Source organism: Deinococcus grandis (assembly GCF_001485435.1).
GTDB classification, from domain to species: Bacteria; Deinococcota; Deinococci; order Deinococcales; family Deinococcaceae; genus Deinococcus; species Deinococcus grandis.
Map to the genome: position 1 here is coordinate 1,428,506 of NZ_BCMS01000001.1, position 18,460 is coordinate 1,446,965.

At 68.8% G+C, this 18,460-nt stretch carries 15 protein-coding genes; 5 read left to right on the forward strand and 10 right to left on the reverse strand.

Annotated elements, in window-relative coordinates:
* Window positions 1-10 precede the first annotated feature (10 nt).
* From DEIGR_RS07090 to DEIGR_RS07105, 4 genes are all read left to right on the forward strand, one after another.
* Window positions 11-835 carry an undecaprenyl-diphosphate phosphatase gene (locus DEIGR_RS07090; protein ID WP_058976334.1) on the forward strand — a complete coding sequence of 275 codons (825 nt, stop codon included), beginning with the start codon at window positions 11-13 and terminating at the stop codon, window positions 833-835.
* A 66-nt stretch (window positions 836-901) separates the two neighbouring features.
* Window positions 902-1,900 carry a heme-dependent oxidative N-demethylase subunit alpha family protein gene (locus DEIGR_RS07095; protein ID WP_236704685.1) on the forward strand — a complete coding sequence of 333 codons (999 nt, stop codon included), beginning with the start codon at window positions 902-904 and terminating at the stop codon, window positions 1,898-1,900.
* Window positions 1,901-1,904: 4 nt separating this feature from the next.
* Complete coding sequence (locus DEIGR_RS19610; protein ID WP_083523957.1) at window positions 1,905-2,378, forward strand: ribonuclease domain-containing protein; 474 nt, start codon at window positions 1,905-1,907, stop codon at window positions 2,376-2,378.
* The gene (locus DEIGR_RS07105) at window positions 2,375-2,773 is read left to right on the forward strand and encodes a barstar family protein (protein ID WP_058976336.1); all 399 of its coding nucleotides are present in this window, start codon (window positions 2,375-2,377) and stop codon (window positions 2,771-2,773) included. Before DEIGR_RS19610 ends, DEIGR_RS07105 begins: the two co-directional genes overlap by 4 nt.
* A gap of 49 nt (window positions 2,774-2,822) precedes the next feature.
* On the opposite strand, the gene DEIGR_RS07110 is transcribed toward DEIGR_RS07105, so the two are convergent.
* From DEIGR_RS07110 to lysS, 10 genes are all read right to left on the reverse strand, one after another.
* Window positions 2,823-8,876, reverse strand: coding sequence for a beta strand repeat-containing protein (locus tag DEIGR_RS07110; protein ID WP_058976337.1), 6,054 nt, complete (start codon window positions 8,874-8,876; stop codon window positions 2,823-2,825).
* 2 nt (window positions 8,877-8,878) lie between these two features.
* Window positions 8,879-9,505, reverse strand: coding sequence for a hypothetical protein (locus DEIGR_RS07115; RefSeq protein ID WP_058976338.1), 627 nt, complete (start codon window positions 9,503-9,505; stop codon window positions 8,879-8,881).
* Window positions 9,502-10,200 (reverse strand): redox-sensing transcriptional repressor Rex, encoded by a 699-nt coding sequence (locus DEIGR_RS07120; protein ID WP_058976339.1) that lies wholly within the window; start codon window positions 10,198-10,200, stop codon window positions 9,502-9,504. Before DEIGR_RS07120 ends, DEIGR_RS07115 begins: the two co-directional genes overlap by 4 nt.
* A gap of 2 nt (window positions 10,201-10,202) precedes the next feature.
* A complete protein-coding gene (locus tag DEIGR_RS07125) occupies window positions 10,203-11,276 on the reverse strand; it encodes an SPOR domain-containing protein (RefSeq protein WP_058976340.1) in 1,074 nt (357 codons plus the stop codon).
* A complete protein-coding gene (locus DEIGR_RS07130) occupies window positions 11,273-12,871 on the reverse strand; it encodes a tetratricopeptide repeat protein (RefSeq protein WP_058976341.1) in 1,599 nt (532 codons plus the stop codon). The genes DEIGR_RS07125 and DEIGR_RS07130 overlap by 4 nt, the downstream gene beginning before the upstream one ends.
* A 93-nt stretch (window positions 12,872-12,964) precedes the next feature.
* Window positions 12,965-13,999, reverse strand: coding sequence for a 23S rRNA (adenine(2503)-C(2))-methyltransferase RlmN (gene rlmN, locus DEIGR_RS07135; protein ID WP_058976342.1), 1,035 nt, complete (start codon window positions 13,997-13,999; stop codon window positions 12,965-12,967).
* 116 nt (window positions 14,000-14,115) lie between these two features.
* On the reverse strand, window positions 14,116-14,946 hold the full coding sequence (locus DEIGR_RS20820) for a PhzF family phenazine biosynthesis protein (protein ID WP_058976343.1): 831 nt from the start codon (window positions 14,944-14,946) through the stop codon (window positions 14,116-14,118).
* On the reverse strand, window positions 14,947-15,273 hold the full coding sequence (locus DEIGR_RS21455) for a DUF1990 domain-containing protein (protein ID WP_058976344.1): 327 nt from the start codon (window positions 15,271-15,273) through the stop codon (window positions 14,947-14,949).
* A gap of 80 nt (window positions 15,274-15,353) precedes the next feature.
* A complete protein-coding gene (locus DEIGR_RS21460; protein ID WP_058976345.1) occupies window positions 15,354-15,611 on the reverse strand; it encodes a DUF1990 family protein in 258 nt (85 codons plus the stop codon).
* Between the two features lie 80 nt (window positions 15,612-15,691).
* Window positions 15,692-16,879 (reverse strand): homocitrate synthase, encoded by a 1,188-nt coding sequence (gene lysS, locus DEIGR_RS07155; RefSeq protein WP_058976346.1) that lies wholly within the window; start codon window positions 16,877-16,879, stop codon window positions 15,692-15,694.
* Window positions 16,880-17,033: 154 nt separating this feature from the next.
* On the opposite strand from lysS, the gene DEIGR_RS07160 reads away from it, so the two are divergent.
* Entirely contained in the window at window positions 17,034-18,437 is a 1,404-nt protein-coding gene (locus tag DEIGR_RS07160) for an MATE family efflux transporter (RefSeq protein ID WP_058976347.1), read from the forward strand.
* The last annotated feature ends 23 nt before the right edge of the window (window positions 18,438-18,460 follow it).

Below are 18,460 nucleotides of genomic sequence, written 5' to 3' on the forward strand. Positions count from 1 at the left end.
CTTGGCCCTTATGGACTGGTTCTACGCCATCGTTTACGGGATCGTCGAGGGGATCACCGAGTTCCTGCCGATCAGCTCCACCGGGCACCTGATCCTCACCGGCAACCTGATGGGCGTGCCCTGGTCGAAGGAAGTCAAGGACACCTTCGAGGTCGTCATCCAGGGCGGCGCGATCCTGGCCGTGCTCGCCTACTACTGGAAGGACTTCCTGCAGATCCGCCACATCGGCCGCGATAAGACCCAGCAGAACCTGTGGCTGGGCGTGGTCGTGGCCTGCATTCCCGCCGTAATCCTGGGGGTGCTGTTCGGGGACACCATCAAGGCGTACCTGTTCCGGCCCAGCGTGGTCGCCTGGGCGCTGATCGTGGGCGGCATCCTGATGTGGCTGATCGAGAGCCGCCGAGTCACGCCCAACGTGGACGCCATCGAGAAGATCGGCGTGCGCCGCTCGCTGATGATCGGCACGCTGCAGTGCCTCGCGCTCCTGTGGCCCGGGTTCTCCCGCTCCGCGAGTTCCATCCTGGGCGGCATGGTGCTGGGCCTCGACCGGCCCACCGCCACGAAATTCAGCTTCTACCTGGGCGTACCCACCCTGGGCGGCGCCGCGCTGCGGGACTTCATCAAGAACCGCGACATCCTCGCCGAGATCGGCGTGCTGAACGTGCTGCTGGGCGCCGCCGTGAGCTTCGTCGTGGCGTACCTGTCCATCGGGTGGCTGCTGCGCTTCGTGTCCACCAACAACTTCAAACCCTTCGCGATCTACCGCGTCGTGGTCGGCGTGCTCATCCTCGTGCTGATCGCGGCGGGCGTACTGAACAACGGCAACCTCGCCTGACGCTCGGATACCGGGGGCGGCCTGATCCACGCGACAGGCCGCCGCTGTCCTGCCAGAATGCGGGGCGTGGCCCCACCCACCCTCTACCGCCCGTTCCTGAACGGGACGTACGCCGTCTCCGCCGGCCTGTACCGGATGGGCCAGCAGCCCATTCCCTGGCTGGACGACCCCCGCCCGGAGGGGCACACCTTCACGCTGGACGACGCGTACCCCGCGTTCATCGCGGGCAAGGTCGCCGCGCATGCGCGCGCCCCGCACGAGTACATGGGCGAGGCGGCCCTGACCCCCGACCTGCGCGAGGCGGTCCTGACGCACGTCGCCGCGACCCTCGCCCGCGATAGTGGCGGGGCGATCACCTGGGACGGCGCGCGACTGCGCAACGACCTGCTGGGCTGGCAGGCCACCCTCGACCCCCGCTGGAACGCCGTGCACGCCCTCCGGCACTTCCCGGCCCCACACGCCGCGCTGATCGCCGGGGTGCAGCCCCTCCACGCCCTGGACTTCCTGGGGCTGAACGCGCAGGAGGACCTCGCGTTGATCGCCCGCGACCCCCACACCGGCGCGGACTGGCTGACAGCCACGCACGTCCTGCTGCCGCAACACTGGGACCCGCGCGACAAGCTGGGCCGCGACTTCCGCGCCGTGCACGGGCCCGTCGCGGGCAGCGCGCCCATGAACGCCACGGCGCCGCGCCTCGTGGAGGCCGCCGTCACGCGCGGGCCGTTCATCCGCTTCGCGTGGGGCCTCAGCATGACAGGGCGCTTGGACCACCACCCCGCCGCGCCACCCGACGAGGACCGCGCCGCGCACACCCGCTTCGACCCGGACCGCGCCGTCCTGCGCGTGGAACGCCAGACCCTCACCGGTTTCCCCGGCGCGCACGGCGCCCTGTTCACCATCCGCCCGCTCATCCACCCCCTGCGGGAGGCCGTGCAGACACCCGCTCACGCCCGGGCGCTCGCCGCCGCCATCGACTCCATGACGCCCGAGCAGATCACGTACAAGGGATTAACCCACCTGCAAGGAGACCTGTTGGGGTGGCTCAGGCAGCGCAGCCTACACTGACCGGGTGAAGCCCGCCCGCCCCGCCCTGCTCCTGCTCATCCCCCTGCTCCTGTGTGCCTGCGCTGCCCCGGGCGACGACGCCACCGTGATCCGGAGCGACCGCACCCAGGTCACCACCCGCACCACCGTCACCACGGGTAGCGGCGCGGCCACCCAGCGCCAGACCACCACGACCCGGCAGAAGACCACAGGCCGCACCATCCCCATCAGCGACCTGCCCCGCGAAGGCCAACAGGTCATGCGGCAGATCGCCCAGGGCGGCCCCTTCCGCTACGCCAAGGACGGCACCACCTTCGGCAACCGCGAACGCCGCCTCCCCACACGCTCCAGCGGCTACTACCGCGAATACACCGTCCCCACCCCCGGCGAGACCGACCGCGGCGCGAGGCGAATCGTCTGCGGCGGCCAGCCCGACACCCGCACCGACGACTGCCACTACACCCCCGATCACTACCGCACCTTCCGGAGCATCCGATGATCCAGATCTTCAACGAACCCCCGCAGGGCCTCCAGACCGCCCCACACGAACCCCGCATCATCGCCGCCGGCTACCAGATCGCCGTCCGCGAAATCGACTTCGGCACCGTCCACGACAAGGACACCCTCATGCTCGCCTTCCTCAAGGGCCTCGCCCTGCGCGACACCTTCGGCCGCAACTGGGACGCCCTCTACGACATCCTCACCGACCCCGAACAACTCAGCCCCCGCTACGCCCTCATCCTCTGCGACTACACCCACTTCAAAAAACGCCACCCCCACCTCGCCCGTGAACTCGAACAGGTCCTCCTCGACGCCCAGACCAACGCCGCCCAACAGGAACGCCACCTCTGGCTACTCATCGAAGAACCCGACCACGACCCCAACGGGTGGTGACTGCACAGAGCGGCGCCCTCCATCTGGAGGGCGCCGCAACGTTTGACGCTTAAGGGTTGCGAACTACCGAAACAGTGCTGCCTGCCACGGAGGTCACGACTCCTGTCGTCATGTCCTCGACCAGCCAGACCACCTGATAGGTACCGGGTTCGCCGAAGGAAACCGTGGAAGAAACACTGCCGGTCACGTCGTTGGTAAAGCTGACACTCTTCTGAACACCATTCATGTACAGCACAGCAGCGGCGCGACTCCGGTTGGTCATCCCCGACAGAGACCAGGTTCCAGTGGTGTAGTTCAGTTCACCAGTCACGGTGCTGGGGGGAGTCGGTGTGGTGACCGTCGCGGTGGCATAGGCAGGGCGGGCCGCACGGATCGCTGCGCGGTTGATCGTGACGGGAATACACTGAATGTTTCGGTTGCCTTCCGTGTCCTGAACGGTCACGCGGAGGTCGTACCGCTCATTGACGTTGTTGTCGGGCACGTAAGCAGAACCGTCAATGTCAAGGTTGTTGAGCACGACGTCACCACTCACGATTGCGGGATTGTACCCGTAGTTCAGCATGAGAACGTCGACGGGCGAGCGGCCAGGTACGAGCACGCTGGCGTCGCACTGCGTCGTGCCGTTGAGGGTGAGGGGTCTCGTGGCATCGAACGGTCCCACCACCCGCGCCTCGACGACGGCGACACCTGTGTTGTCGCTCACGCTGACCAGCAGCCCAGAGGAGCTGTCGAGCTGTCCAGGTTTCTGCAGATCTGTGATGGCGGGGAAGCGGATGGTGGAGGCGGGTGGCAGCACGCTGGTGGTGTTGTGAGTGAAGCGACTGCTGGTCTCCAGCGGGCGCGTGATGTTCGCGCCAGCAGGGTCGACCTGCACGGTGGTGCGCGCGCGGATCAGGTAGGTATCGGCTGGGAGTGCCGCCACGTCGAAGGAGGTGTTGCAGGTCAGCGACTCCGTGTTACCCGAGCAGGTGGCCGGATCGCTGGGGTTCAGGGTGGCGCCGGCAACACGCACACCACGGTAGTCCAGCAGGTCCACCTGAATGGGCTGCGTGATCGTGTAATCCGCGCTGCGTTTGGTCAGAGTGATTTGCACCGGCACGCTGGGCGTGGTGACGACCGCCCCGTCGCTGGGGGACGACACCTTGAAGTCAGGGCTGGTCAGGTTCTGCACCTGCACGGTGGTCTCGGCACTCTTGCCTGGCAGACCGGACTTCGTGTAGGCAATCACCTGAAGGGTCAGTGGCCCATTGGCGAAACGGGTGGTGTCGACGCTGAAGGTGGCTCGCGCCTGCGTGGTGACATACGTGCTGTTGTCGATCACGCCCTTGGAATCCGTGACCTGCAGGATCATGCGGTCGACCTGGCTGGCCGTGTCGAAGTTCCCGGAAACGTTCACGCTCATATTCCCGGAGTATGGTCCGCTCCCCACGACTTCCAGCACGGGAGCAGGGGCCTTCTCGACCGGTGGTGTGGACACGGAGTACCTGAACAGACGACTGGTCGTCACCGAGTTCCCCGCGGCGTCACGCGCGATGTACTTCACGTCGTACAGACCCGCCTGCGCAGGCGTGTAGACCGCGCTGTAGTTGCTTCCGCTCTGGCGTCCCAGGGTGGTCAGAGGCTGACCCTGCGGGGCGACGAGCACCTCGATGCTGGTCACGCCGCTGAGGGCGTCCGTGGCTGTGGCCGTCAACGTGACGGGCGCCGTCGTGAATTCCTGAGGATTCGTGGGGCTGTCTGGGAGGGCCGGGATGACCTCAGGCGCCGTGGCGTCGATCGTGAACGTGATGTTGCGGGTGCCGACATTGCCGACGTTGTCCACGGCGGTGGCGGTGACGGTGTGCTGACCATCGCCAGTGATCGGGTCTGCAACGTCTTTGCCGTTCTCTCTGTACGTGATTGGAATGGTAGGTACGTTGGCGCTTGAGGCGGCGTCAATTGCCGTGGCGTTCAGCGCAACGGTCTTGGAGTTCGTCAGGCTGGGGATGTTCCAGGTGATGACCGGTGCGGTCTTGTCGACGTACACGGTTGTTTTCGTGGCGGCGACCGTGCCCAGGGAATCGGTGAAGCGGACGGCGATGTCACGCAGACCCTCGTTCAGGGTGTCGAAGTCGAAGTTGAAGGTGGGGTTGGCGGGGGCGGTCGTGGTTGTCTGCAGGGTCTGACCGTCGGCCTGAAGGTCGGCCTGGGTCATGGTGGCGTCCGTTTTGGCGGTGGCGTTGACGACCAGGGGCCCGCGGACGTACGTGCGGCCGTTGGCGGTGTGCAGACCGCCCTTGGGATCGGCGTTCGGGAGCGTGAACGTGGGTCCGCCCGTGTCGGTGATGGTACTGGCCGTCTTGACTTTGACTTCGGTGACGGTCGTGTCGGTGCTGGGATTCCCGGCCCGGTCGGTTGCTACCGCTCTGATGGTGTAGGGGGTGCCGTCCGTTTTGCGGGGGTACCAGGTGACGCTGCCGTTCCCGCCGAGCGTACCGATGAGTTCGTCGGTGCTGCCGTCATTCGCGTACATCTTGATGCTGGCGACGCCGGTACCGCTGTCCTGACCGATTACGTTGATGGTCACGGGGGTGCTGGTGAACATCTGGCCCTGGGTGGGGCTGGTGATCTGCACGGTCGGGGCGGTGCCGTCGTACGTGTAGGTGGAGGTGGTCGTGCCGGTGTTTCCGGCCTTGTCGGTGGCGCGCACGGTCAGGGTGTGCGTGCCGTCGGTGGGCATGGGAAGTTTTAAGGGGTTTTGAGTTTGAGCAGGATCGAACTTGTCGAAGGCGCCACCGTCGACGCTGTACTCGTATCTGAGGCTGTCGTCGGGGGTGGTGTCGGTGCCGGTGACCTTGACGGTCAGGTCGCTCTTCTCCCCGAGCAGCGCGCCGTTCTGCGGGTTGCTGATGGTGACGGTCGGCGCAGCGTTGTTGACACGCACGGTCACTTCGGGGGTGGTGAAGGTGTTCCCGGCGTTATCGGTGATGACTGCCGTGATGGCGTGCTTCCCTTCGCTGAGCTTGGTGGTGTCGACCGGGAAGGTGTACGTTCCGGCGATGCCCGTGGTCTGGGTGCTGCTGAGCAGGCCGTCGACGTACAGGCTGACCGTGGCGACGCCGCTGTCCGTGTCGCTGGCGGTGACGCTGACGGTGGTCTGCCCGCGGAGGTCGCCGGCAGGGGTCGTCACTGCGCCCGTGGGCGCGGTGGTGTCGCTGGTGGTCAGGGCGACCGTGAAGCTGATCTGGGTTTCGGTGACGTTTCCGGCGCGGTCGTAGGCGCGGGCGGTGAGGGTCTGGTTGCCGTTGGGTGCGGCCCAGGTGACGCTGCCCTGCGCGCCGGTGACGGTGCCGATGCGGGTGGTGCCGCTGAGGACGTCGATGCGTTCGACCGCGATGTTGTCGGTGCCGCTCACGGCGATGGTAATGGGGTTCTGCGTGACTTTCTGGCCCTGGGTGGGGCTGGTGATCTGCACGGTCGGGGCGGTGCGGTCGACGGTGATGGTGCGGGTCTGGCTGGTGGTGTTCCCGGCGGCGTCGGTGGCGGTGGCGGTCAGGGTGGCCGCGGTGCCGTCCTGGCAGTCGCTGTACGTCCAGGTGGTACCGGTGACGGTGCCGCAGCTGGCAGCGTAGGTGATGGTCGCGCCGGTTTCCGTGGTGGCGTTCAGGGTGATGGTCCCGGCGCTGCCGACGGTGGTGGGGGCGTTCCAGTTCAGCGTGGGCGCCGTGTTGTCGATCTTGACGCTGACGTCCTGGTTGCTGACGAGACCGACGCCGTTGGTGGCCTGGATGGTCAGGGTGTAGGTGCCGTCCGCGAGCGTCTTGCTGTCCAGCGTGAGAGCGTAGCGGGTGCTGCCGTCCGGCTGGAGGCTCAGGCTGGGCGTCGCGTTCAGGCGGACGCCACCGTTGAACAGCGCCACTTGGCTGATGCCGCTTTCCGGGTCTTTCACGAAGCCGTCGAGGGTGATCACGCCGCGCGAGAAGGTGGCGGTGGGGGCGGGCTGCACGGTGGCGGTGCCCACGAAGGCCGGGGCGGTGGTGTCCGCGGTGGCGAGTTTGACCGTGACGTTCACGGGGGCGCTGGCGACGCCCTTGTTCCCGGCCCTGTCGGTGGCGATCACGGTCAGGGCGTAGGTGCCGCTGGTGGGCGTCCAGGTGACCGTTCCGCTGGCGCCGCTGATCGTGCCGATGCTGGTGCCGTTCGCGAAGACTTCCAGGCTGCTCACGCCGCTGCCGCTGTCGTTGCCTGCTGCGCTGATCGTGATGGGGTTGCTCGTCAGGGTGCTGCCGCTGGTAGGGCTGGTGATCTGTGCGGTGGGCGCGGTGGCGTCACTGGTGACCTTGATGGTGCTGGTGGTGCGGTTGCCAGCAGCGTCCTGAGCGGTCGCGGTGATGGTGTGCGTGCCGTCCGTCTGGAAGGTGACGGTGTTGCCGGTGATGGTGCTGCCGTCCACGGTGTAGGTGACGGTCCCCTCGTTGCTCGTGGCGTTCAGGGTGACGGTGCCGCGGGTGACGGCGCCGTCGGCGGGGCTGATCCAGTTGACGACCGGCGCGGCGTTGTCGACGGTCAGGTTGGCGGTGGTTTCTGCACTCTGACCGGCGTTGTCGAAGGCGACCGCCCGCAGGGTGTGTGCGCCGTCGCTGAGTTTGGTGGTGTCGACACTGAACGTGTACTTGCCGTTGATGCCGGTGGCATTGGAGGTGATGAGGGTGCCGCCGTCGTACAGGTCGACCTTGGCAACGCCGCTGTCGCTGTCGCTGGCAGTGGCGGTGACGGTGATGGTGGCGCGCTGCGGCGTGGCGGGGATGGGCGCCAGGGTGACGCTGGGGGGGGTGGTGTCGCTGCTGGTCAGGTTGACGCGGACGCCGCTGACGGTGGTGCTGTTGGTGCGGCCGGTCTTGTCGGTTGCCGTGGCCCGGATGGTGTACGTGCCGTTCATGGGCGCCCAGACGACATCGCCGCTTGCGGCGGTCACAACGCCGATCTGGGTGTAGGTGACGCCGTCCTTGCTGGCCTCGACCAGGATCCGGTCCAGGCCGCTGACGGCGTCGGTGCCGGTCACGCTGATCTTGATGGGGTTCTGCGTGAAGGTCTGGCCCTGCTGGGGGCTGGTGATCTGAACGGTGGGGTCGCTGGCGTCCACCGTGACGATCTTGGCGGGACTGCTGAAGCTGCGGCCGCCGTCGGTGACGGTGGCGGTCACGCTCTGCTTGCTGCCGTCGGCGCAGTTGGTGCCCAGGGTCCACGTGTCGCCGGTAATGCTGCCGCAGGTGGCGGTGTAGACGATCTGGCTGCTCAGGTCCTGGCCGTTGCGGGTGGCGGTGGCGCGCAGGACGACGGTGCCGCCGCCCTTGACGAAGTCGCTGGCGGGGCTCAGCCACGTGAAGGTGGGGGCCACGACGCCGCCGTTGTCGGTGGCGGCGTTGAACGTCAGGGTCAGGGTGCGGGTGGTGACGAAGCCGACGCTGTCTTCCGCCTCGACCGTGATGACGCTGGTGCCTGCGGCGCGTGCCTGGCCGCTGGTGGCCTTGCTCAGGTCCACGTTGAGTGTGGCGCCACTGCCGGATTTCACGAGGGTGCCGTTCTCGTAGACGCGGATCGCAGTGATGGGCCCGGTGGTGCCGGCCGTGTCGCCGCGGGTGTCGCGGGCGGTGACGTCCAGCAGGACGGCGTCGCCGATGGTGTAGGTGGTGGCTGCTTCCGCTGCCTGACCGTTCAGGTTCAGCTGGGTGATGATGGGCGCTGCCGCGTCAATCAGGAAGGGCACCTTGATGCTGGTCGTGGCGTTCTGATTGTCGGTGGCGCTCAGGGCGAGTTCGTGCTGTCCGCCAGTCAGGTTCCCGATAGGCAGGGTGATGCTGGCCGCTGGGGTCAGGGTGGTGGCGGCGCCCCCATCGATGGTGTACGTGACTTTGGTGATGCTGCCGCCCACGTCCGGGTCGGATACGGCGACCTGAACCGTGCCGCCGCTGCGCAGGTAGGTGCTGGTGGTGATGGCGCGCCCGTCGGACTTCACGCTGACGGTGGGTGGCGTGTTGGCCGGGGTGGGATTGGAGTTGCCGCCGCAGGCGACCAGCGTGCCGGTCAGGATCAGCAGGAGGGGGTTACGGGTGGTGGATTTCATGGTTACTGGACCTCATCGGTGACGCTGGCGATGTACACGCGGATCTGTGCCTGTGGAATGTTGATGCTGCGGGCCTGGCCCAGCGTGTCCGTGCCGGTCAGGGTCATGTTCATGCGGACCTCGCTGCAGGCAGGTTCGTCGTCGACGCAGGTCGATGCTGCGGCCACGGCGATCTGTTCACTGAGGTTGTACTGGTCCGTGGTCTTGCTGAACGCGACGTTCTGCGGTGTCTTGTCGACGAAGTCGCAGGCATCCGCGCCGCTCTTGCAGACGTACCCGCCGGGAATGTCGAACGCGGCCGAGATGTTGAAGGTGCCGGACGCGTCACCGAAGGGATTGCCGGAGGCGTCGGTGTACTTCACGTTGATCTGCTTGACGGTCATGCCGAGGCTGCCTGCACGGACGAGAACGTTCAGTTTGCCCTCGGTGACCGTGTAGGTCTTGACGTCGCTGTACAGGTAGGCGCCACGGGTACCGTCGGCGTTCTTGGCGTACACGTTCACGACGTTCGCGGCGACGGCAGCGTCGTCGAATGAGGGCGTCATCTCGAAGCCCTGGCCGACGTTGATTCCCTGCTTCCCGCAGGAGGCGAGCAGGATGGTCAGGGCGATCAGCGTGGTTCTCTTCATGCGGGGTCCTCCGGGGTGGGGGCGTCTTTGAGGTGGGGGTTGAGGATGTAGAAGGCGAGGCGTTTCATGCCGGCGAGGAAGTCGACGTTTTCCACGATCACGCCGCGCCACTCGTCGCTGAGGTCGGTGTGGCCCGGTCGTTCGATGGTGCGGGGTTGAATGACGGTGGGGGCGAAGTTCAGGATACCTTTCACGCTGGCGTCTGCAAGCGATTGTGCGGCGTCCTGTGCGCGGTCGGGTGGGACGGCCAGGAAGCCCATGTCGACGGTCTGCGTCTGGGTGAAGTCGCGCAGGGTGTCGAGGTGCTGTACCTGGAGGCCGCGGACGTGGGTGCCGATCAGGTCGGGGTTCACGTCGAACAGGCCGACGTACTGGAACTGGTAGTCGCTGGCGCCGGGGTAGTTGGCGATGGCCTGCCCGAGGCGGCCCACGCCGACGATGACGACGTTCCAGGTGCGGTTCAGGCCCAGGACCCGCACGAGTTCGCGTTTCAGGATAGGAACGGTGTAGCCCATGCCGCGCGTGCCGAAGCGGCCGAAGTACGCGAGGTCCTTGCGGACCTGGAAGGCGGTGACGCCGGCGCGCTCGGCGAGGTCGGTGCTGCTGGTGCGGCTGACGTCCTGCACCTCGAGTTGTTCGAGGATGCGCAGGTACGTGACGAGTCGGCTGATGGCGGCGGTGGGGATTTCGGCCACGTTCAGCGGACCCGGAAGCTGTCGAGTCCGTTCTCTTGAAGTCGGGTCTCGGTGCGGGTGAGGGGATCGCCGGTGTAGGGGCCGACGAGCACGGTGACTTTCTTGCCGCTGGGGGCGTTCACGGTGGGGTTGTAGCCCAGGTCGCGCAGTTGCTGCACGAGGTTCTGCGCGCTTTCCAGGCGGTCGAACGCGCCGACTTGCAGGTACGTGGGCGTGGTGGGGGCGGGCGCCGGGGTGGCGGGCTCGGCGGGGGCCGTCTGAGCGGTGTCAGTGGTGGCCTCGGTGGTGGCCGCTGGCGTGCTGGGGGTGCTCAGGCTGCGGTTCCTGGGTGGGTAGAGCACCGCGCCGGGGTAGGCGCGCTGCACGTCGGCGAGGGCCTCGCGGGCGGTGGTCTCGTCGGCGAACGGGCCGACCTGCGCGACGACCCCGGCGGCGACGTCGATGGGGTACACGGTGTACCCGAGGGCGCTGACGCCCTGCGCGGCCTGCTGGGCGGCGGCGCCGCTGCTGAAGGTGCCCAGGGTGATGCGGTAGTCGCTGCGCAGCGGGGTGCGCTGCTCGCTGGTGGGCACGGCGCCGCCGGTCCGTGCCGCTGGCGCGGCGTCGGTGGGGGCGGTGCCAGCGGCGTCGTCCGTGGCGGGGGCGGCGTCCGGATCGGTGGTGGCCGGGGTCTGCGCGGCGCCGGTCAGGGCGGGGTCCGGGGTGCCGATGGGGGCCGCGGCGATGACCGGCGCCTCGACCGTACCGGTCTCGGTGGTGCCCGTCCCGCTGGTGCCGGTCTCGGGTGCGCCGGTTTCGGTGGGGGGGGTGCCCGTGGTGCTCGGCGCGCCGGTGGTGGTCGTGGCTGGCGGGGTGATGGGCGCGGTGCCCACCGTCCCTTCACGGCCCGCGGTGTCGCTGCCGGGCGCGCCGGGAATGGCGCTGTCGGTGGTGGGGCTGGTCTCCGTGGCGGGGGCGCTGCCCTGCGCGCCCGGCTGGGGACGCAGGAGCAGCGTGCCGAAGCCGCCCAGCAGCAGCAGGACCAGCGCGCCGATCATCAGGTCGGGCCAGCGGCGGGGTCCGGCGGCGCGGCTCACTTCAGCGCCTCCTGGGCGCGGGCGTTGCCCAGCGCGGCGGCCGTCTTCAGGGAGGTGCGGGCGTCGCTTTCACGCGTCTGGGCGCGCTGCGCGAGGCCCAGCAGGTACCACGCCTCGGCGTTCTTCGGGGTCTCGCTGACCAGGCCGCGCAGGACCGCCTCGGCTTCCGCGTAGCGGGCGGTGGCGAGCAGGGCGCTGCCCAGGTTCAGGCGGGCGGTGGGGGTGGGGTCCAGCTTGACGCTCTCGGCCAGGGCGGTCGCGGCGGCGGCGTAGTCCTTCGCGGCGTAGGCGCTCAGGCCCAGCCACAGGGCGGTGTCGGCGCCCGGCGCGCGGGTCTGGCTGGAGCTCAGGGCCGCGCGGGCCTGCGCGTACTGCCCCTGGCGGTACGCGGCGACGCCCTGCACGAACAGCGCGCGGGCCAGCGTGGCGTCGTCGGGGCGCAGCGTCAGGGCGCGGGCGGCGTCGGCCTGCGCCTGGGCGTCCTGGTTCAGGGTGAGGCGCACCCCGGCGAGCGCGGCGCGGTACGCGGCACTCTGCGGGTCGAGCTTCACGGCGTTCAGGTACGCGGTAAGGGCGCCGGGGCGGTCGTTGCGCGCGGCGCGCAGTTCACCTTCACGGGCGAACGCGGCGGCGTTCTTCGGGTCCTCGCGGGTGGCGGCCTGCGCGGCGAACACGGCGGCACGGGTGTCGCCGGTCTGCGTGAGGACGCTGGCCTTGCGCAACAGCAGCGCGGCGCGGTCGGCGCCGGTCTTCACGCGGGGCGCGGCGGCGTCGAGTTCGCGCAGCGCGCGGTCCGGGAGGCCCTGCGCGACGTAGATGTCCGCCAGGAGCAGCGCGGCGTCCACGCGCTCGGGAGCCGCCTGCAGCAGCGCGTACACGCCGGGCAGCGCCGCGGCGCCCTGCCCGCTGAGGGTGCGGGCCTGCGCGAGGCGGTACTGCACGTCCTGATCCTGCGGGTCGATCACGGCGATGGCGGCCAGGGTGGTGCTCAGGGCCGTGAAGTCCGCCTTGCGGGTCTGCTCGGCGGCCAGCGCTTCGAGCACCTGACGCTGCGCGGCGGGCCCCGCCTGGTCCTTCATGAGGCCAGCGGCCTGCTCGTACAGTTTCAGGGCGTCGTCGCGGCGCCCGGCGCGGCTGGCGATCACGCCCAGGTTGTAGGGGCCCTCGAAACGGTCCGGGGCGAGCGCCATGAACTGCTGGAGTTCGAACGCCGCGCCCCGGTCGTCGTTCTGTGCGAACAGGGTCAGGGCCAGCCCGAAGTGCGGGGCGGGGTTGGTGTAGTTCTGCGTGACGAGCTGCTCGTACAGGCGCCGGGCCACGGCGAGATTCCCTGCCTGGTACGCGGCGCGGCCCTGGGCGAGCAGCGCCTGCTGGTCGGCCGTGAGGGGCGTGACGACCTGTGCGGGCGCGGCGGCCACGCCCGTGGTACCCGTGCCGGTCTTCGGGACGGTCACGTTGGGGAGGCTGGGCGTGCCGATGGACTGCAGGGTGTTCTGCACACCGATGGTGGCGGCGGTCTCGAGCATGGTCTGCGCCGCGCCCTGACTCGCGAGGGCCAGGGTGAGTGCCAGCAGAACGGAACGTGTATATGTCACCTTGTGGGCCTCCTGAATGTTCGGAAACGCCTGTAGCCTAGCATTTAGCTCTTTCCTAACCCTTACTCATCTGACTGCGTGCATGCTAACCGTTCAGGCCGCGCCGCCGCTGTGCGCATTTGGGCGTTTCAGGGCCAGCTGCCCGCACGCGGCGCCCGCGTCCCGCCCGCGCGAGCGGCGCACGCTGACGTCCATGCCACGCGCCTCCAGCAGGTCGTAGAAGGCCTGGATCTGCTCCTCGGTGCTGCTCTCGAAGTCCGAGCCGGGCCAGGGGTTCATGGGGATCAGGTTCACGTGGCTGACCAGCCCGCGCAGCAGTTCGGCCAGCAGTTCGGCCTGCCAGAGGTGGTCGTTGATGCCGCGCAGCATGGTGTACTCCATGGTAATGCGCCGCCCCGTGACGTCTTGGTACTCGCGGGCGGCACTCATGATCTCCTCGATGGAGTTCACCTGCCCGGTCGGGATGATGCGCTTGCGGGTCTCCTCGTCCGGGGCGTGCAGGCTGATCGCCAGCTTGATGCCCAGGTCGTCCTCGGCCGCCAGTCGCTTGATGCCCCTGGCGATGCCGACGGTGGACAGCGTCACGCGGCGTTTGCTCATGCCCAGGGCGCCCGGGTGCAGCAGGATGCGCGCGGCGAGCATGGTGTTGTCGTAGTTCAGCATGGCCTCGCCCATGCCCATGAACACGAGGTTGCGGATCTCGCGCGGGGCGATGTCCTCGCCGCCCGCGACGGCCAGCACCTGCCCGACGATCTCACCGGGCGTCAGGTTCCTTCCGAAGCCCATGGCGCCCGTCGCGCAGAACGCGCAGCGGGCCGGGCAGCCCACCATGGTGGAGACGCAGATCGTCTTGCGGTCCAGGTACGGCATGTACACCGCTTCCATCTGACGGCCGTCCTGCAGGGTGAACAGGTACTTCACGCTGCCGTCGGCGCTGCGGACCGTCTCGATCAGCTTGAAGGGGTTGAGCAGGTACGTCTGCTCCAGCTCCTGCCGGGTGGCGGCGGGCAGGTTCGTCATGGCGTCGAAGGTCCCGGCGCCCTGCCCGTAGACCCAGTCGAGCAGCTGGCGGCGCCGGAAGCCCTCCAGGGGGTAGGCGTCGGGGTGAAGGTCGAGTAACAGCTCCATGGGAGCAGTCTAAAGGTCTGCCCCCCGCCGCTCCGTGAGCCGCTGCGGGGCGGGGCGCATCCGGACTCCGGTGGAACGGTCTGCAACGACCGTTCAGTCCGGGCACGGAATCCGCCTCAGTTCGGGGCGTCCGGCGCGGCGAGGCCCCCCACCCAGACCTCCACCCCATCCCGCAAAGGCGCGAACTGCGCGGTCAGGCGGGCGGGCTGACCGGGGCGGCGCTGCGCGGCCCGCAGCAGGTTCGCGTCCCCCGGTAGCTGCCCGCGCCCGCCCAGCACCCCGATCAGGCAGGCGAGCATGTTGCTGCTCGCGGCGTCCTCGGTGAAGCCCTTCAGCGGACCGAAGGCCCGGAAGCTCACGTCCACCCGCCCGGGGCCACCCAGGGTGTACAGCACCAGCCCGGTCGTGTCGGTCGCGCGGTTCACGGCACCGATCGCCGCGTCGTCCGGCGTGAAGGCCTCCAGCGTGGCCAGAGTCGGCACCTCCACGATCAGGTTCGGGCGGCCCGTGCTGCCCACCCACGCCCCCCGCCCCGCCAGCCCGACGGGGGAGAGGTCCACCTGCACCTCCCGCGCCGTCGCCAGTCCCTGGCGCAGCACCCACTCGCCGCCGCACAGCTGCGCGCTCTGCACCTCGCCCCCCGCTTCCGGGTCACCCTGCGTGACCTCCACGACGTCCAGCAGGCCCGCCTGCGCCTGTACGGCGCTCAGCGCGGCAATGGCGACGCTGTCGCTGGTGCCCTTCTCCCTGGTGGGCGTGAACACCCGCAGCCGCAGCCCGGTCGGGTCGGCGGCCTGCACGAACACGTTCAGCGGCGCACCGGACGCGGCGGCCCGCGCCTGCTCGTCGCCGCCCTGCAGGAACACCGCCACGCGCTTCCCGCCCGAACCGCCGTCGGACAGGGCGCGGAACAGGATGGGAGCGGCCAGGGGGTCGGTCGTGGTCATTCAGACATTCTGCGCGACCGCCGCGCGCGCGACGGCCCGCAGGTATTGACGGGTCGCCCGTCCCTGCAGCCACGCCAGCGCCGGACGCACCAGTCGCAGCGGGGGCCACCCTGGCTGGCTGACCGCCCGCACGGTGAACGTCACGCGGTCGTCGGCGTGCCACTCGATCAGGAAGGTCTCTGCGCCCCGCTCGGGGTGGCCGGGCAGCGTGGCGTACGTGAAGCCGCAGCGGCGCGGCCCGTCGATCACGTCCGTCACGCGGTCGCAGAACGCCAGCGCCAGGGGACTGATACGGATTCCGTCTGTCTCGTTTACAACCCGGAACATCACCGGGTTGTAAACTCCACGCCCGGAACCCGTTTTGCTCCCACTCGCATCCGCTCGGGTTGAAAGTTTTTGCAAACCTTTCAACCGGAGTCCGTATGAATCACGACCGTCTGCCCCGGCGCGGGCGGCTCATCTGCCGGATGCACCCGCAGCCACCATGAGCGGTGTGTGTCCCAGCGGCGCAGGGCGACCGACGCGCGCCGGAAGACCGCCTCGCCCCGGCCGACCTCCACGACCTCGTGAATGAGGTCGCCGGACGTCACGGCGTTCGTGGACAGCGGCTGATACCGCTTCCGCAGGCGCTCCAGGTTCCGGACGGTCGGCACGATCAGCGGCATACCGGTCACGATAGGTCGCCCCGCCGGGGCGCGGCGAGGCAGATGATCTCACCTCTCAAAGTCCAGAGCTCAGTGCCACGTTACGCGCTGACCCATTCGCGCAGGACCTGTTCCAGGTGGGCGTCGTCCAGTTCGTCCTGCTCGGCCAGCGCCTTGATGTGGTCCGTGACGCGCCGCAGGGCGTCCTCGCCGTAGTGCAGGCCCAGCTCGCGGGCCTTGTACGCGATGGCGTGCTTGCCCGTGACCTTGCTGGCTGCCTGGATGCGGCGGCCCACGCCGAACACGCCGGGCGGGATGGCCTCGTACGCGCCGGGGTTCAGGTAGATGGCCTTCAGGTGCATCCCAGCCTTGTGGTTGTACGCGAACTCGCCGGTCAGGTAGTTGTTCCAGGGAATGGGGAGGTCCACCATGCGCGCGATCATGCGGTCCAGTTCGGGCAGCAGGTCGAGGTTGTACTTGTCGATGAGTCCCTGCGGATCGAAGGTGAACATGCGCGCCAGGAACCCGCCCAGCGGCGTGATGCCGTTGCGTTCCCCGATACCTAGGATGGTGGTGTCGATGTGGGTGGCGCCCGCCTCGACGGCCTCGTAGGCGTTGCTGACGGCGCAGCCCGTGTCGTTGTGCCCGTGGAATTCGATGCCGCACCCTTCGTGGATGACCTTGCGGACCTCGCGGACCAGCGTGTACACCTGCCGGGGCGTGGCGACGCCCACGGTGTCGGCCAGTCCGACGCGGTGAACGCCCAGGTCGGACACAGCCCTGTACACGGCCATCAGGTCGGCTTCCTCGCTGCGGAAGGTGTCTTCCGCGCTGAAACGGATCTGGAGGTCCGGGTGGTTGGTCTTGATCCAGCTGATGACCTGCTGGGCGCTGTCGATGATCTGCCCGATGTTCTTGCCGTGGCTGAATTCCCGCAGGAACGAACTCGTGCCGAACAGCAGGTCCAGGCCGTCCACGCCGGTGTCCACGGCGCGCTGCACGTCGTCCATGTGGCAGCGGACGTGCGTGAGGAACTTGGCCTTCAACCCCAGGCTGGTCAGGCGGCGGATGTCCGCGTGGGTCTGCGCGCTGACCATCGGGGTGGTGACCTCGATGAATTCGGCCCCGAAGGCGTCGAGCGCCCGGGCGATCTCGATCTTGTCGCCTTGTTTGAAGTTCCCGCGTGCGAACTGCTCGCCCTCCCGCAGGGTGGAGTCGATGATCGCCCACGAGGTCGCGGGGATCAGAGGGGCGGGGTGGTCGGTGGTCACGCTGGGGTCCTGGGTCATGGGGGCTGCCTCTTGAGGGGCATTCTGCCTGCCGTGATTGATGAATGTCAAGAAAAATCGCTGATTGATTCACAAATGAAAAGGATGTGCGGTGGTGGCCGGACTGCGCCACCTGGCGGATGCCCCGCTGACCCGCGCCGTGTAGGGTGGAGGCATGTCAGCCGTCACGGCCCCCACCCCACCCCCAACTGAATCGATCAAGAGCCCGGCGCGCGAGATCGCCAGCATCGCCGTCCCCGTCAGCCTCGAAATGGTCATCCAGCTCGTCCTGACCTTCATCAACCAGATCATCGTCGGCACGCTCGGCGCGGTCGCCGTCGCCGCCGTCGGCCTCAGCGGCAGCCTGGGCTTCCTGTTCTTCGTCACGCTGGGCGCCCTGGGCAGCGGCACCAGTATCCTCGTCGCCCGCCGCCACGGCGCCGCCGACCGGCCCGGCGTGAACCAGACCCTGACCGTCAGTGTCGTCACCAGCGTGCTCGCCGCGGCCCTCCTGACCCTCCCGGTCGTGCTGCTCGCCGGACCCCTCCTGAGCCTCGCGGGCGGCGAGGACGCCGTCACACGCACCGCCACCCCCTACATGCAGGTCAGCATGCTCGCCCTGATCCCCGGCAGCCTCGCCTGGATTCTCAGCGGCGCCCTGCGCTCCCTCGGGCACGCGCGCACCCCCCTGGTCGCCACCGTCATCACCGTCATCGTCGAGAGTCTGCTGGCGTACGGCCTCGTGTTCGGCGTCGGCCCCCTCCCGCAACTGGGGGTGGTCGGCGCCGCCTGGGCGCTGGTGTTCGCGAACATCCTCAAGACCGCCCTGCTCGCCTACCAGATCTACGGCCCGCGCCACCTCGCCGCGCTCACCCTGCCCGCCCGGGACGCCTGGCGGTCCATCGCCGCGCCGCTGCTGACCATCAGCGCGCCCATCGCGTTTACCGAGTTCGCCTGGAGCCTCGGCGGGTTCCTGTACGCCGCCGTGTACGCCCGCGTCGGCACCGCCGCGCTGGCCGCCAGCCAGATCGTCGGCACGCTGGAAGGCATCTTCATCGTGGGTTCGTTCGGCCTGATGAGCGCCGCCACCGTCTTCATCGGCCGTTCCCTGGGCGCCGGGGACGCCGCCGCCGCGCAGCTGTGGCTGGGGCGCATCAGCCGCGCCGGACTCGTCACCGGACTGGGCTTCGGGCTGCTGTACGCCCTGAGCGCCCTGATCGTCCCCGCGCTGTTCCCGCGCGTCGGCAGCGACGTGCACCACATCGCCCTGATCGGCATCCTGATCAGCGCGTTCTTCCAGATCTTCAAGGTCCGGAACATGATCATCGGCGGCGGCGTCCTCCCCGGTGCCGCTGACGGCAAGGGCGTGATCATCGGCGACGTCGTCGGCGCGTTCGTCGTCGGCCTGCCCCTCGCCATCGGCCTCGGGCTGTACTCCCCGCTGGGCGTCTGGGGTGTGTTCCTCGCGCGCGGCGCGGAAGAAGTCGTGAAGGTCCTCATCTTCGAATGGCGCCGCCGCCGCATCGACTGGGAGAAACTCGCCCGCGACCAGCAGGGACAGGACATCGCCGCCCACTGAATCTGGCTCAACCTGTGCCGCGC

Excerpts from the sequence above, each read along its gene's own strand:
- DEIGR_RS07105 (WP_058976336.1), top strand. The coding sequence starts at position 2,375 with ATGATCCAGATCTTCAACGAACCCCCGCAGGGCCTCCAGACCGCCCCA.
- lysS (WP_058976346.1), bottom strand. The coding sequence starts at position 16,879 with ATGACCCAGGACCCCAGCGTGACCACCGACCACCCCGCCCCTCTGATC.
- DEIGR_RS20820 (WP_058976343.1), bottom strand. The coding sequence starts at position 14,946 with ATGACCACGACCGACCCCCTGGCCGCTCCCATCCTGTTCCGCGCCCTG.
- DEIGR_RS21455 (WP_058976344.1), bottom strand. The coding sequence starts at position 15,273 with ATGTTCCGGGTTGTAAACGAGACAGACGGAATCCGTATCAGTCCCCTG.
- DEIGR_RS07115 (WP_058976338.1), bottom strand. The coding sequence starts at position 9,505 with ATGAAGAGAACCACGCTGATCGCCCTGACCATCCTGCTCGCCTCCTGC.
- DEIGR_RS07090 (WP_058976334.1), top strand. The coding sequence starts at position 11 with ATGGACTGGTTCTACGCCATCGTTTACGGGATCGTCGAGGGGATCACC.
- DEIGR_RS21460 (WP_058976345.1), bottom strand. The coding sequence starts at position 15,611 with ATGCCGCTGATCGTGCCGACCGTCCGGAACCTGGAGCGCCTGCGGAAG.
- DEIGR_RS07160 (WP_058976347.1), top strand. The coding sequence starts at position 17,034 with ATGTCAGCCGTCACGGCCCCCACCCCACCCCCAACTGAATCGATCAAG.
- DEIGR_RS07110 (WP_058976337.1), bottom strand. The coding sequence starts at position 8,876 with ATGAAATCCACCACCCGTAACCCCCTCCTGCTGATCCTGACCGGCACG.
- rlmN (WP_058976342.1), bottom strand. The coding sequence starts at position 13,999 with ATGGAGCTGTTACTCGACCTTCACCCCGACGCCTACCCCCTGGAGGGC.